The organism is Bacillus sp. B4EP4a (assembly GCF_006680105.1).
Classification (GTDB): Bacteria; Bacillota; Bacilli; order Bacillales; family DSM-1321; genus Peribacillus; species Peribacillus simplex_E.
In genome coordinates, this window is the sequence record NZ_VHIK01000014.1 from 76,671 (window position 1) to 91,276 (window position 14,606).

Below are 14,606 nucleotides of genomic sequence, written 5' to 3' on the forward strand. Positions count from 1 at the left end.
GAAACTTTCAGTAGGAGGGAAAAGAATTGCAAATACATGTGGTTAGGCCAGGCCAGACGTTATATGGCATCGCCCAGACATACAGCGTAACCGTTGACAGGCTCGTCGAATCAAATAAGATCCCTAACCCAAATAATCTTGTTTCGGGGCAGGCCCTTGTCATTCCAATCGTCGGCAGTTATTATTTCGTTCAACAGGGTGATAGTTTATATTCGATATCTCAAAAAGTTGATGTCCCTGTTCAAGAATTGGCAAAAATAAATGGCATTTCCGAAAATCAAAACCTATCCGTTGGATACCGGCTCTATATTCCGGCACGAAAGAAAAGGACCGCCGAATTCAACGGTTATGTCGAGCCGCGGGGTACATCGGTTGCACCGGCCCTTGAAACGGCCGCCAGGGAAGCCGGGCCCTATTTAACCTATTTAGCCCCATTCAGCTTCCAGGCGCTTCGTGACGGCTCCTTAAAAGAGCCTTTGCTCAATGAATTCCCTGCCATCGCCAGAGAAAATAAAAATGTCCTGATGATGGTCATCACGAATCAGGAAAATGACCAATTCAGCGATGAGCTTGGGCGAATCATTTTAACAAATACTTCCGTTCAGAATAAGTTCCTGAACAATATCGTTACAACGGCAAAGAAATATGGATTCCGGGATATTCACTTTGACTTTGAGTTTTTAAGGCCGGCCGATAAAGAAGCGTATAATCAATTTCTCCGAAAAGCCAAGGAACGATTCAAGAAAGAAGGGTGGTTCATTTCCACGGCACTTGCCCCTAAAACAAGTGCAGAGCAAAAAGGCCGTTGGTATGAGGCACATGACTATAAAGCACATGGTGAAATCGTCGACTTCGTTATCATCATGACTTATGAATGGGGATATAGCGGAGGACCGGCAATGGCTGTGTCTCCTATTGGACCTGTTAGGGAAGTTCTCGAATATGCTGTCACCGATATTCCCTCAAACAAGATCCTGATGGGGCAGAATCTATATGGCTATGATTGGACCCTGCCTTTTGTACAGGGATCCACTGCCAAGGCCGTGAGTCCGCAGCAGGCCATCCAGATTGCGGCGGCCAATAATGTTGCCATCGAGTATGATGAAACCGCACAGGCCCCGCACTTCAACTATACCGATATAGAGGATAGGCGCCATGAGGTGTGGTTTGAAGATGCCAGATCCATTCAGGCAAAATTCGATTTAATCAAAGAACTGAACCTAAGGGGAATGAGTTATTGGAAGCTCGGCTTAGCCTTCCCTCAAAACTGGCTGCTCATCAGTGATAACTTTAACGTCCGGAGAAGGGTCTAAGAAAAGATAAAGGAATACCGAAACGCAAACTGGCATATAATCAATCATCGAGCATGAAGTCCAGTTCAGGATACGTGACTCAACCATAAAAGCCTTCCGACATCACCGGAGGGCTTTTATCATTTACCCGAAACCGAATGGCAACTTTCCAATATTCATCATTCAAAGTTTGTCTGTCCGCAACCTTATGAGCCAAGCCTTTTTTGAACATACTAAAAGGAACAGCTTAAGGGGTGTGAAAAACATGATTCGAATCGGTTCATTCATCAGCACCGTTCCCAGATTTCCGCGTTTCATCAGATTGCTATCCACCATCGCATTATTTTTACTTTCATTCGGAGTCTTGATACACTTTGTGGAGCCGAAGAGATTCCCTACTTTACTTGATGGCATCTGGTGGGCAATCGTGACTATGTCAACGGTTGGTTACGGGGATTTCACTCCCGTTACAAATCTTGGAAAAATTATTGGAATGGTCCTCATTTTGTCAGGCGCCGGCCTGATTACCTCTTATTTTGCGTACATTGCAAAGATTTCCATTTCCAATGAGCAGCAATTTCTAACAGGAAAGAAAGTATTCGGCGGCGGCGGTCATATTATCATTGTGGGCTGGAATGGCCGTTCCCAGAGAATCATCCAAAACATTCATGATCGTAAACATCATCAATCCATTGTCCTTATAGATGATACGCTGCAAAAGCACCCGCTTCCAAGAACGAATATCCACTTTATCCAAGGAAAAGCTACATTGGATTCCGTTTTGCAGAAAGCAAATGTAAAACAAGCCATACGCGTCCTGATCACGGCTGACCTTAAGCAAGACGAGCTGCAAACGGATATGTTCTCGATATTAACATTGCTGGCCGTCAAAGGGCTGAATCCTCATGTATATTGTCTTGTGGAAATATTAACGCATGAACAAAAGGAAAATGCTTTACGGGCAGGGGCGGACGGTATCGTGGAAACGAATAAATTCGCGAGTGAATATATGCAGGATTGCTTATCGAAGGGGATCCTTGCGGAAGCCGAAGAGCAAAAAGAGCGGGATGGTTTGAACATCAAGCAGCTGCCCGTCCAGGATGACTGGCATGAATTGACGTTTAAACAGTTGAACGTTAAGCTATTCGATCAAGACATTTTATTGGTCGGCATCATTTCAGGAGGCAAGACATTGATCAAGCCCCCTGGAGATGTAATCATACATCGTGATGACACCTTGCTCATCATTGAAGATTAATGTAATAAAAGCTTTTCCAAATCACGGACAAGCGCTTTTCCTAATGAGATATAGTTTTCCGGAAATTCGGCATCCGGATCTTCAGGCTCAGCAAACTGATTGAAGGAAGCGGAGAGGTTTCCGATATTTCCTTCATCATCCATCCCGTCCTCGTACTTATGAGATAACAAAAACGGTTGTAATAGTTCGACCATTACCCCATCCTTATCGAGTGAACCATCAACAGCCTTGAAAGGGACTCGCAAGAATTGGTAGCCATCACTGCCATCAATCTTATAATCAAAAGACCCGTGGTCATAATCCCATCCCCCGCCTATCACATATCCTTCCGGTTTTAACTTCGTCTCCAGATCGAACAAACCGAATGTTTTCCCTTCCAACTGAGAAGAAATTTTAATCATTGTATAAAACCTCTTTCGCTAATTTTCTATTAGCTTAACCAAAATGCCTTAAAAAAACCGGGCCTATTGTTCCCTCGATTGGCGAAAGGAATTTGGCTTCCAAGCCACCCTTATGCTTTTGTGAAGTTTCTCTCTCTTCATCGCTTCCTTGATGGCACTGCTTTAACTTTCAACAAAAAAGGCATCAAGCAGGATGTTATTCCCGCTTGATGCCTTTTATATTATAAGCGCTGTTCGAGCTCCGCTTTTTTCTTTTCATAACCCGGCTTTCCTAAAAGAGCAAACATGTTCACCTTATAGGCTTCCACTCCAGGCTGATCAAATGGATTTACACCCAGTAAGTATCCGCTCATTGCACAAGCTTTCTCGAAGAAATATACAAGGTAGCCAAAAGTATAAGCATCGAGTTGCGGAACCGTTACGATCAGGTTTGGAACGCCACCGTCCGTATGGGCTAACAGCGTACCCTCAAATGCTTTATTATTCACGAATTGCACCGTTTCACCTGATAGGTAATTCAGGCCATCCAAGTCATTGGCCGCTTCTTCAATCAAGATTTCATGACGTGCCTTTTCCACTTTGATGACTGTTTCAAAAAGATCACGCCGTCCTTCCTGAACATACTGCCCTAATGAATGCAGGTCAGTCGAGAAGTTAGCCGATGAAGGGAATATTCCTTTTTGATCCTTTCCTTCACTTTCCCCAAATAATTGTTTCCACCACTCAGAGAAGTATTGAAGTCCAGGCTCATAGTTTATCAGCATTTCAATCGTTTTCCCTTTATTGTAAAGGATATTCCGAACCGCCGCATATTGGTATGCCTGATTCTCACCTAACTCGGAAGAACTGAAGTCCACCCTAGCGCGCTCGGCTCCCTCCATTATTTGATCGATATCCGCCCCGCTGACCGCAATCGGAAGCAGCCCTACAGCCGTTAAGACCGAGTAACGTCCGCCAACATCATCAGGAATGACGAAAGTTTGGAAACCTTCCTCCGTCGCTACCGTTTTTAATGCACCCTTCTCTTTATCAGTGGTAGCATAAATGCGGCCCTTAGCTTCTTCAACGCCGTATTTTTGTTCCAGCAGTTTTCGGAAAATCCTGAAGGCCAGTGCAGGCTCCGTGGTCGTACCGGATTTAGAGATGACATTGATCGAGAAATCCCTATTTTCCAATAGGTCCATTACGTCCTGCATATATGTAGAGCTTATATTATTACCCACAAATAAAATTTGCGGTGCATTTCTTTTATCCGACGGTAAAATGTTATAAAAACTATGTTGAAGCATCTCAACTGCTGCCCGTGCTCCCAGATATGATCCACCGATTCCGATAACCAGCAGCACTTCTGAATCTTCTTTTATTTTCGCGGCCGCTTTTTTGATTCTTGAGAACTCTTCTTTATCATAATTGGCAGGTAAATCAAGCCAGCCAAGATATTCATTGCCTGCCCCTGTCTGCTCATGCAGGGAATGGTGTGCCACTTTTACAGCATCCTGTAAATAGGTAATTTCATGCTCCCCGAAAAACGGCAGGGCTTTTGAATAATCGAAACGAATATGGGCCATTCAAATTCCTCCTTGAATTCTTTAGTTTCCCTTTCACTTTATCTGATGTAATTCTCATAATCAAGAAATCGATCAAGTAATTAAGGAATTATGCATATAAAGTAATCTCCCACCTGACAAAGCGGGAGAAAGGATCATATCACTCGTTTATAATGAAGCCCGTAAAATGGCAAGGACATCTTCACGGTTCAGGACTTTGAATCTTCCAAATTCCCCTCTGCTCATCGCTTTATCAGCCATGACTTCCAATTGTGAGTCATCGATGCCATAATCCGAAAGATTGGTCGGCGCCCCTAAGCTGCTCCAAAATGACCTAAGTCTTTCAATGCCTTCAAGGGCCGCTTCCTCATCTGTCTTACCTTCAGGATCTACATGGAATACACGGACTGCCACTTGTTTAAAGCGTGCGACATTTTCATGTAGCACATGCTTCATCCAATTTGGGAATAAGATGGCCAATCCTCCTGCATGCGGGATGTCATAAACAGCTGAAACGGCATGTTCAATGTTATGCGTTGCCCAATCACCGCTGTAACCGACCCCAAGCGACCCATTCAAGGCCAGGTTTCCGGCATACAGGATAGTAGCCCGGTGCTCATAATTCTCCAGGTCTTCCAATAGTTTAGGTGCCGTTTCAATCACCGTCGATAACAACGATTCACAAAAACGGTCTTGAAGCGGCGCATGCGTTTCCGGATGGTAGTACGTTTCGAACACATGTGACATCATATCGACCATTCCATATACCGTTTGGTCTTTTGGTACTGAAAAAGTATTTTCAGGATCCAAAATGGAGAACTGCGGAAATACCAATGGACTTCCCCATCCATATTTCTCTTTCGTTTCCCAGTTTGTTATGACAGATCCGGAATTCGCCTCAGAGCCGGTTGCAGCTAAAGTCAGCACCGTTCCGAATGGAAGCGCCTCTTCGACTGGTGCCTTCTTAATGACAAGATCCCATGGATCCCCCTCATATTTAGCACCCGCAACGATGGCCTTTGTAGCGTCGATGACGCTTCCTCCCCCAACAGCAAGGACAAAGTCGATACCATGTTCTTTACAAAGATCAACACCTTTTCGGACTGTCGAGATGCGTGGATTCGGTTCAACTCCGGAAAGCTCGTGCACCTCTGCATCGATCACTTTCAAGGTATTGACCACTTTTTCATATAAGCCATTTTTCTTTATGCTTCCTCCACCGTATACAAGTAAAACTTTATCGCCATACGCAGGAATTTCAGTTTTTAAGCTTTCAAGCTGACCTTTCCCGAAAATGACTTTAGTAGGATTTTTATAAGTGTAATTCTCCAATGGATATCTCTCCTTTAATGCCATATTGACTCCGTTTTTGAATTGTCCAAAGTGCAAGTGCTAGCTTTTCTTTTATTCATTATGACCAATGTTCCATTTAAATACAAAATATCCGCCCGGAACTTTTGTAGTGATGCATATTTACATGATGAAAAAGCATGATAAATAAAGAACTGATTTTTTCAAAAAAAAGGAGGCAGTACAATGAGTGGAATACAAAGAACTGCACTTGTTCTTACAATAATAGGGGCAATCAACTGGGGATTAATAGGTTTTTTCCAATTTGACTTGGTCGCTTCGATTTTCGGAGGGCAAGATGCTGGATTAGCTCGTATCGTTTATGGATTGGTTGGAATTGCCGGTCTCATTAATCTTGGTCTTCTCTTTAAACCAAGCCCTGAAATTTCCAGAGAGCCTGAAACTAAACCGACTCGTTGATGTCATCGACATTGTTTATGTTTTATAAAATAAAGCCGGACCATGGATAAACACATGACCCGGCTTTATTTCATTCATGTGCCCACTACCGGCCATGAAATGGACAAAAAAAACCGGCTGATCGAAGGATCTGCCGGTTCCCAAAATTATTTTTTGATTAAGTCTTCGCGTTGAGATTGTTCAATCCACTCTTGAAGTTTGTCTTTCAATGTGTTGAAACCTTCAGTAGATTCGATGTGAGATGTCGCTTTAACAGAAGCTTGGCGTTTTTTCGGAGCTTTTTTCGGAGCTTCAGTACGCTCAGGAGCTTCTTCTGTAGCGCGGATCGATAAGCCGATTTTTCCAGCAGCTGAATCGATGGAAAGCACTTTAACTTTCACTTCATCGCCCACTTTTAAATGTTCGTTGATATCTTTAACGAAGCCGTGAGTAATTTCAGAAATATGAACTAAACCTTGAGTTGATTCATCTAGAGCAACAAATGCACCGTATGGTTGAATACCAGTTACTTTACCAGCAACTACCGCACCAATTTCGAATTTTTCAGACATGGTAACACTCCTATTTTATATATATTTTTTCGTCTTTTCACGCAATAAAAAATTATATCACATAATTGGAAAATAATCAAAGTTAAGTATACCATACTTTTTGGGATTTTACTCATTAAAAATGTTTGTTTTTTGGAAATAATAAATATTATAAGTTCTTTATGTATAACTTATCCTAAAAATTTGCAAATAACCTCTATTCCCCTTAAAATATTTGCTTATTTTTCTAAAGATTGCAATAGTGGAACACTATCCAATTCCCCATAATCATAGTAAGATGAGAAAATGTTTAAAAAAAGTAATATACAGCTAGATATTCTTTACATCTAAAGGAGTTTTTCCATCATGTCAAAACAAGATCAATGGACTTCAAAACTTGGGTTCATCCTGGCAGCCGCGGGATCCGCTATTGGATTGGGCGCCATCTGGAAGCTCCCATATATGACTGGGGCAAATGGTGGAGGGGTCTTTTTCCTGCTCTTCATTTTATTCACCATACTTATCGGTGCACCGATATTAATAGCGGAATTCACGATTGGCCGCAATGCACAGAAAGATGCCATTAGCGCATATAAACATATCGCCCCTGGAAAGCCTTGGGCGTTGATTGGATATGGCGGTGTCGTCGCTTCAATCATTCTGCTTTCCTTCTTCAGTGTTGTTGGAGGCTGGATCATCTCATATTTGGCAAGAAGCTTTACAGGTTCTCTCACAAACTTGACGCAAGAAGAATATGGGAACTTCTTCAATACGATAATCAGTAATCCATATGAAACGGTTATCGCTCAGTTATTATTCATGGTCTTTACCATTTGGGTCGTGCAAGGCGGCGTTTCCAAGGGAATTGAAAAGGCTAATAAATATATGATGCCTTCCTTGTTCATACTTTTCATCATTCTTCTTATCCGTTCCTTGACTCTGGATGGAGCGATGGAAGGTGTTAAATTCTTCTTGAAGCCGGACTTTTCCGCATTAACAGGGGAAACGATCCTATTGGCACTTGGCCAATCCTTCTTTGCACTAAGTGTCGGTGTTTCCGTGATGGTAACCTACGCTTCCTATTTAAATAAAAAAGAAGATATTACAAAATCGGCCTTTTCGGTAGTTGGACTGAATATCTTCATTTCCTTGCTGGCAGGTTTGGTCATCTTCCCGGCTGTTTTCGCACTGGGTTTCAGCCCTTCAAGCGGGCCTGGACTGGTTTTTGTCGTGTTGCCGGCAGTATTCAATGAAATGGCGCTTGGCGGGATCTTCATGTTCATTTTCTTCATATTATTATTATTTGCCACCCTTACGACGGCATTCTCCATTCTCGAAATCGTCGTTGCAGCCATGATCAAGGGTGATGCTGCAAAGCGGAAGAAGGCTTCCTGGATAGCTGGTATCACCGTTTTCCTGATTGGGATTCCTAGCGCATTATCATTTGGCGTGCTTTCGGATCTGAAGATTTTCAATTTATCCATATTCGATTTCGCCGATTATCTGACAAGCAATATCGCGCTGCCAGTCGGTGCCTTATTCATATCCCTTTTCATCGGCTATCAAATGAAAAGGATCGAGGTACAAAAGGAGTTCGAGTCTGGCGCTGATTCCGGCCGATCACTTTTTAAACTTTGGTATTTCCTGATTCGCTACATCGTGCCGATCATGATCATACTCGTATTCCTTAAGTCCACTAATCTCATTTAACATTCACATGCCGTTTCGATATTTCTCGAAGCGGCATTTTTTTCACAAAACCTACATATTCATTTTCTTTCCTTAAGTAATAATATGGTAAAATAATTACATAAAAAAATATATTTCCTAAGGAGTGTCTGTCTATGTCAAATATCGCGAAGAACATTCGGCAATACCGAGAAGAACACAACCTCACTCAACAGGAACTGGCTTTGAAATTACGAATCGGCACGAAGAAGATTGAAAAGTATGAATCGGGTGAATCGGTTCCAGATACACAAACCATTCTACGGCTTTCCACCGTTCTTGACATTCCAGCTTCAGAATTCCTGAAGGATGCCCAAACTGGGAACGATGATGGAATCGACGAGGACATAAAAAAGCTGATTGAAGAAATCGGAACAAAAAAAGCGGAGCTCATTCTAAGAACAGCCAAGGACTTTAGCGAAGAACAAATTCTGAATGTTATGCATACTTTATATAAAACACAAGCCTAATTCAAAAAAAGGTCGTAGCATGTGTATTTTTTTTCAGGGTACTGGATATACTATGATTAACACTTTCTATGTTAATCCATTAGATTAACTCTTTTTTCTAATTCCCCCTATGGAAAGGGATCCGGCTGCTTGGAACAGCCGGATCCCTATTTTTTTGCTTTTATTTGCAATGATTCTTCATGAAACGTTCCATCCTTCTAAGCGCTTCTTGAAGCTGTTCCATGGAGGATGCATAGGAACAGCGGATATGACCTTCACCGCTTTCCCCAAACACATCACCCGGCACAACGGCTACAAGTTCTTCCGTCAGAAGTTTTTCAGCAAATTCCATCGAAGTCATCCCCGTTTTTTCGATTGAAGGAAAAGCATAAAAAGCCCCGCCAGGATTATGGCAATCCAGGCCTATCTCGTTAAATGATTTCACGATGTAATTTCGTCTCCGCCGATAACTGCGACGCATTTCCTCCACATCCTGCATTCCGTGCTTTAAAGCTTCCAATGCAGCATGCTGTGCAACGGTCGGTGCACACATCATCGCATATTGATGAAGCTTAAGCATCGCCTCGGAAATTTCCTTAGGTGCACAAACGAACCCAAGACGCCATCCAGTCATCGCAAACCCTTTCGAAAACCCATTGATGACAATTGTCCGCTCAAGCATGCCGTCAATGGCAGCAAAAGAAGTGAATGTCTCATCATAAGCAAGTTCTGCATAGATTTCATCGGAAATCACCAGCAAGTCATGCTTTTTAACGATGTCAGCAAGCATCACTAATTCTTCCTGCCCAAGTTGGGTTCCCGTCGGGTTATTCGGTGAACAGATTAAAACGGCCTTCGTTTTAGGCGTGATCGCCGCCTCGAGTTGTTGGGGAGTCAACTTAAAGTCATCTTCCCTGGATGTTTGGACCGTGACCGGTATTCCCCCAGCCATGGTCACAAGCGGTGCATAGGCGACGAAACAAGGTTCGACGACAATGACTTCTTCACCCGGATTCAAAATGGTCCTCAAGGCAATATCGAGGGCTTGGCTTGCTCCGACCGTGACAATGATTTGATCCTCCGGTCTATACGAAACATGGAACTGCTTCTCCATGTACCCGCTGATTTCCGACCTTAATTCATATAATCCGGCATTGGCCGTATAAGAGGTATACCCTTCCTCCAAGGAGTTGATCGCCGCTTCCCTTACTGCCCAAGATGTAACGAAATCCGGTTCACCCACACCAAGGGAGACGACCCCTTCCAAATTGGCTGCCAAGTCGAAAAAGCGGCGGATGCCTGATGGTTTAAGCTCTGCAATCGTTTTTGAAACATAACTCGTTTTAATCATGGTGACACCACTATCCTTTTATCTTCTTCAGTTTGCTCGAAAATGGTGCCATCATGCTTGTATTTTTTCATAATGAAGTGAGTCGTCGTAGAAATGACGGAATCCAGTGTCGAAAGCTTTTCCGAAACAAAGCTTGCCACTTCGTTCATCGAACGTCCTTCGACAATGACCGAAAGATCATAAGCCCCAGACATTAAATAAACGGACTCGACTTCTTTGAATTTGTAAATCCTTTTTGCGACCTCATCGAAACCGACGCCGCGTTTTGGAGTGACTTTTACATCGATCATCGCTGTGACACCGTGGTATTCATCCACTTTAGCCCAGTTAATGACTGTTAAATAACGGACAATGACCCGCATATCTTCTAATTTCTTCAATGTAATTTCAATGTCCGAATCTGATTGATCGGTCATTTTAGCCAAATCCTTCATATCAATCCGGCTATTATTTTCAATGATTCTCAAGACTTCCAATTCCTCTTCATTCAAGTGCATTGGAAAACCCCCCTTTTGGAATTCACTAATTTAGATGTGATGGTTTGGCTGGCAGATAGTCTCACGAATTACCTTATTAGACTTTTTTAAAAACCTATATGACAATATAATTTAATAAGTCCTATTCTGTCAGGATAAACTTACACTATTATATCAAAATTGGTTGGTGACCTGTTATAGTAATTGTCTTTTTTCATCGTTATTATTACAATTACTGTTATGCAACAGTATTAAAGGACCTTTTTTGGAATATTAAGGGGAACGTGGATTTTTATCATTGACCAATTACGGAGGAGGAGCTTTTATGGAAAGTCATACAATCAAAGGCGTCGAACGGGTGGGTAATATGGAAATCTATTTTGAATATGACCGAATCGATGATTCCCTCCCCACCCTTGTCCTGCTTCATGGATTTTTGTCGTCGAGCTTCAGTTTCCGTAAATTAGTGCCCTATTTAATCAAGGAATACAATGTGATTTCCATAGACCTCCCGCCATTCGGGCAAAGCGGAAAAGATTATCGATATACATATTCATTCCGGAACATCGCTAAATCCGTCGTTATGTTCTTAGAGCGAAAAGACATCAGGAAATTCAGCACCATCGGCCATTCCATGGGCGGGCAAATTTCCCTGCAGCTCATCAAATCATATCCCGAACTTGTCGACCATGCCATTCTTCTTGCCGGTTCAGGCTATCAGCCTGGCTATTCGGAGAAAATGAAGATGGTCAGTTACCTGCCTTTCTTTTCATTCGGGATAAAAAGGTATCTACAAAAATCAGGTATCGAAAAGAATTTGAAAAATGTCGTCCATGACCCGGCCATGATTGACGATGAAATGCGGCAGGGATATCTAGGGCCCTTCATAAAGAAGCATGATATTTTCCGGGCATTAGGGAGGATGCTTCGGGATAAGGAAGTCGATTTGTTGAAGGAGGACCTTAGTGATATTCATACACCATGCCTGCTTATTTGGGGAAGGCATGATCGAGTGGTGCCATTGAATATTGGCCAAAGGCTCCATGAAGACCTGCCTAATTCCAAGCTTGTTGTGCTTGAGGATTCCGGGCACCTACTTCCAGAGGAGAAACCGGAAGAAGTGTATCAATTAATTAAAGGGTTTATTGGAGTGGCCACCCCAACGTAAACTCACGAGTAAATGGGCGAAACTCACGAGTAAATTGCGCAAACTCACGAGTAAATCGCCGAAACTTACGAGTAAAAGCCCATTTCACGAGTAAATCGCCGAAACTCACGAGTAAATTGCGCAAACTCACGAGTTAATCACTGAAGCTCACGAATAAATCACGCAAATTCACGAGTATACTGCACAAACCACGAGTATACTGCACAAACTACGAGTATAGAGCAAAAAAACAACATAAAAAGGTGCCCCTGATTTCTGGGTACACCCTTTTTCACCTTTAGATCGAACAGCTGGCATCATTTTTTATGATGAGCAGCTTTTGTGCAACTTCCAGGCACTTTTTCATCTGAACGGATTCATCGAACGAGAACTCGTAAATGGATTTTATTTTTTCCGCCAGTTCCTTTGGGTCATCTATATCCCGGATGGCTATGACCGTATCTGCAATTTCCGGCTCATAAAGATCCCATCCTATCTTGAATGGGTCCCATTCTTGCAATACGGCAACCAACGCTAAATTCATTTGCTGTGTATCCATGTAATCATCACCTGCTCAATATTTTCAAAGAACATGATTTCATAGTATCATAACAACAGGCTTTTCGCGAAATGACAAATTTTATTCGGTGGTGGATATTTTGAACAAGTCAATATTCGAAGAACAAATAAACAGGGAAAATTCAGGGTCTGCAAAATGGGATAAAAACTCGCTCACATCATTGTATGGGCGCGAAGATGTTCTCCCGATGTGGGTTGCCGATATGGACTTCCCATCTCCTGAGGGCATTCAAAAGGCATTGATGGAACGTTTGAACCATCCAATTTTCGGATATACGGTCCCTTCTGAAACGGTTTTCACCGAAATTCAAAGCTGGCTTAGAGACCGGCACTCCTGGCAAATCGATAAAGAGTGGATTTCATTTAGCTCTGGCGTCGTTTCTGCAATCGGTACAACAATCCAAGCATTCACGAACCCGGGCGATAAAATATTGTTACAATCTCCAGTCTATACCCCATTTTTTGATATGATCAAAAACAATGACCGGGTAGTGGTCAATAGTCCCCTTATCACGGAAAAGGACCGCTTCGAGATTGATTTCACCGATTTTGAGGACAAGCTGAAAAGCGGAGTGAAACTATTCCTTTTTTGCAGTCCGCATAACCCTGGCGGACGCGTTTGGACAAAGGACGAACTGTTACGAATCGGGGAGTTATGTGAAAAATATAATGTAGTCATCGTCAGTGATGAGATACATGCTGACTTATTCCATAAAACATCAAGGCATTATCCGATCGGCTCGCTTTCAAAAAATTTGGCGGACATAACCGTTACATTGATGGCGCCAAGCAAAACATTCAATATTGCCGGCCTTCAGGCTTCATTCCTGATTGCCAGTAATGAAAAATTGCAGAAGCAACTGCAAAAGGCGCAAACGAAACTGGCCTTCCATGGTCTTAACATCTTTGCCTTAACAGCAATGGAAGCCGCGTATCGAGAGGGCCTGGAATGGCTTGAAGACATGATTGGCTACATTGAGGATAATATAAAAGTGGCAGAGGAATTCATTGCTGCTGAAATTCCTTCACTGCATGTCATGCATCCGGAAGCCTCTTACCTTTTATGGATTGACTGCCGTGATCTTGGATTGACCGACAAGGAAATCAAGGATCGACTGATCCATCAAGGGAAGCTCGCATTGGAACCTGGTTCAAAATATGGACCTGGCGGAGAAGGTTTCGTCCGAATGAATCTCGGTTGTTCACGCAGCGTCCTGATGGAAGGGCTTAAACGTTTGAAATTGGCGTTTTCATAAATAAAAAGAAGAACCAGGCTTAGAATCCTGGTTCTTCTTTTTCAAACTTTCTCTTCATCGACATAAGGATCATGCTCATATCGTGGCAAATCCCCAAACGAGGTTTGAATATTTTCTTCAAAAAGTTCTTCTTTCAATTCTTCATATTGGGAGTTCGGATAAACCGTTATCTCTTTACCGTATAGATCCACACCAACGAAATTTTCATAATTTTCGACATATCCGATATTTTCTTCGGACTCGACATACATATCTTCGTAATCGTTTGGCGGATTTACAAAATCGGAAGGCGATTCAGATGTTCCATAACTGGCAACATCCTGCCAAGAATCCTCCGCATCGTATGCAACCGATTCGTGACGGTCATCATAATCGAACTTTCCAAATGGGGGTCCCAGCACTTCCTCTTCCACCGGCCGATTGTCCGAAGTTTCCTGCGATGGGGTATGCTCGACACAATAAGTAGTGGTAGGGATGGCATTCAAACGTTCAAGAGGTATTTCCTTTGAACAAACCACACACTTTCCATACTCACCTGCCTCGATGGCGGAAAGCGCTCGTTCAATATCCCTTATTTCATCCCGATCATGCTCGGAAAGGGCCAAATCCTTTTCCCGTTCATATAACTCGGTTCCTTCATCTCCGGGATGATTATCGTAACTCGATAACTCACCTGTCGAATCCTCCAAGCTTCTTCTTAAATCGTGGTTGCCTGAATCATTTAATCGGTCTTCCAACTCTTGCTTCGTTTGCTGCAATTGCTGTTGAAATTCTTTAATCTGCTGATTGGATAGCATGTGCAACATCCTTTCAAAATCGTTC

Annotated in this window: 15 protein-coding genes; 7 read left to right on the forward strand and 8 right to left on the reverse strand. The window is 42.7% G+C overall.

What is annotated here, in order from left to right; genetic code table 11:
- Nucleotides 1-26: 26 nt before the first annotated feature.
- Both FNK51_RS07710 and FNK51_RS07715 read left to right on the forward strand, forming a co-directional pair.
- Nucleotides 27-1,313, forward strand: coding sequence for a glycoside hydrolase family 18 protein (locus FNK51_RS07710; protein WP_141992961.1), 1,287 nt, complete (start codon nt 27-29; stop codon nt 1,311-1,313).
- A gap of 244 nt (nt 1,314-1,557) precedes the next feature.
- Nucleotides 1,558-2,550, forward strand: a complete 993-nt coding sequence (locus FNK51_RS07715) for a potassium channel family protein (protein WP_181762216.1) — start codon at nt 1,558-1,560, stop codon at nt 2,548-2,550.
- Here the strand turns inward: FNK51_RS07715 and FNK51_RS07720 are convergent.
- The 3 genes from FNK51_RS07720 to FNK51_RS07730 all read right to left on the reverse strand — a co-directional run bounded on the left by FNK51_RS07720 (nt 2,547) and on the right by FNK51_RS07730 (nt 5,830).
- A complete protein-coding gene (locus FNK51_RS07720) occupies nt 2,547-2,951 on the reverse strand; it encodes a YugN-like family protein (RefSeq protein ID WP_098371426.1) in 405 nt (134 codons plus the stop codon). The two genes, FNK51_RS07715 and FNK51_RS07720, sit on opposite strands and share 4 nt — an antisense overlap.
- Before the next feature lie 221 nt (nt 2,952-3,172).
- On the reverse strand, nt 3,173-4,519 hold the full coding sequence (locus FNK51_RS07725) for a glucose-6-phosphate isomerase (protein WP_098371427.1): 1,347 nt from the start codon (nt 4,517-4,519) through the stop codon (nt 3,173-3,175).
- A 147-nt stretch (nt 4,520-4,666) separates the two neighbouring features.
- Nucleotides 4,667-5,830 (reverse strand): iron-containing alcohol dehydrogenase, encoded by a 1,164-nt coding sequence (locus FNK51_RS07730; protein WP_098371428.1) that lies wholly within the window; start codon nt 5,828-5,830, stop codon nt 4,667-4,669.
- 204 nt (nt 5,831-6,034) lie between these two features.
- Here FNK51_RS07730 and FNK51_RS07735 point away from each other — a divergent pair, with 204 nt between their 5' ends.
- Nucleotides 6,035-6,268, forward strand: coding sequence for a DUF378 domain-containing protein (locus FNK51_RS07735; protein WP_063234087.1), 234 nt, complete (start codon nt 6,035-6,037; stop codon nt 6,266-6,268).
- Between the two features lie 146 nt (nt 6,269-6,414).
- Here FNK51_RS07735 and yugI read toward each other — a convergent pair whose 3' ends face one another.
- Nucleotides 6,415-6,819, reverse strand: coding sequence for a S1 domain-containing post-transcriptional regulator GSP13 (yugI, locus tag FNK51_RS07740; protein ID WP_034310304.1), 405 nt, complete (start codon nt 6,817-6,819; stop codon nt 6,415-6,417).
- A 345-nt stretch (nt 6,820-7,164) separates the two neighbouring features.
- Between yugI and FNK51_RS07745 the strand changes: the two genes are divergently transcribed.
- Nucleotides 7,165-8,508 (forward strand): sodium-dependent transporter, encoded by a 1,344-nt coding sequence (locus tag FNK51_RS07745; protein WP_141992963.1) that lies wholly within the window; start codon nt 7,165-7,167, stop codon nt 8,506-8,508.
- 134 nt (nt 8,509-8,642) lie between these two features.
- The gene (locus FNK51_RS07750) at nt 8,643-8,996 is read left to right on the forward strand and encodes a helix-turn-helix domain-containing protein (RefSeq protein WP_098371430.1); all 354 of its coding nucleotides are present in this window, start codon (nt 8,643-8,645) and stop codon (nt 8,994-8,996) included.
- Nucleotides 8,997-9,156: 160 nt separating this feature from the next.
- On the opposite strand, the gene FNK51_RS07755 is transcribed toward FNK51_RS07750, so the two are convergent.
- Complete coding sequence (locus FNK51_RS07755) at nt 9,157-10,326, reverse strand: aminotransferase (protein WP_098371431.1); 1,170 nt, start codon at nt 10,324-10,326, stop codon at nt 9,157-9,159.
- Complete coding sequence (locus FNK51_RS07760; protein ID WP_098371432.1) at nt 10,323-10,823, reverse strand: Lrp/AsnC family transcriptional regulator; 501 nt, start codon at nt 10,821-10,823, stop codon at nt 10,323-10,325. The genes FNK51_RS07755 and FNK51_RS07760 overlap by 4 nt, the downstream gene beginning before the upstream one ends.
- Nucleotides 10,824-11,127: 304 nt before the next feature.
- On the opposite strand from FNK51_RS07760, the gene FNK51_RS07765 reads away from it, so the two are divergent.
- A complete protein-coding gene (locus FNK51_RS07765; RefSeq protein ID WP_141992964.1) occupies nt 11,128-11,970 on the forward strand; it encodes an alpha/beta fold hydrolase in 843 nt (280 codons plus the stop codon).
- A 277-nt stretch (nt 11,971-12,247) separates the two neighbouring features.
- Here the strand turns inward: FNK51_RS07765 and FNK51_RS07770 are convergent, their stop codons facing one another.
- Nucleotides 12,248-12,508 (reverse strand): DUF1871 family protein, encoded by a 261-nt coding sequence (locus tag FNK51_RS07770; RefSeq protein WP_098371434.1) that lies wholly within the window; start codon nt 12,506-12,508, stop codon nt 12,248-12,250.
- A 91-nt stretch (nt 12,509-12,599) separates the two neighbouring features.
- Between FNK51_RS07770 and FNK51_RS07775 the strand changes: the two genes are divergently transcribed.
- Nucleotides 12,600-13,784, forward strand: a complete 1,185-nt coding sequence (locus FNK51_RS07775; RefSeq protein ID WP_353617858.1) for a MalY/PatB family protein — start codon at nt 12,600-12,602, stop codon at nt 13,782-13,784.
- Nucleotides 13,785-13,825: 41 nt separating this feature from the next.
- Here the strand turns inward: FNK51_RS07775 and FNK51_RS07780 are convergent, their stop codons facing one another.
- Complete coding sequence (locus FNK51_RS07780; RefSeq protein ID WP_141992966.1) at nt 13,826-14,581, reverse strand: TraR/DksA C4-type zinc finger protein; 756 nt, start codon at nt 14,579-14,581, stop codon at nt 13,826-13,828.
- Between the last annotated feature and the right edge of the window lie 25 nt (nt 14,582-14,606).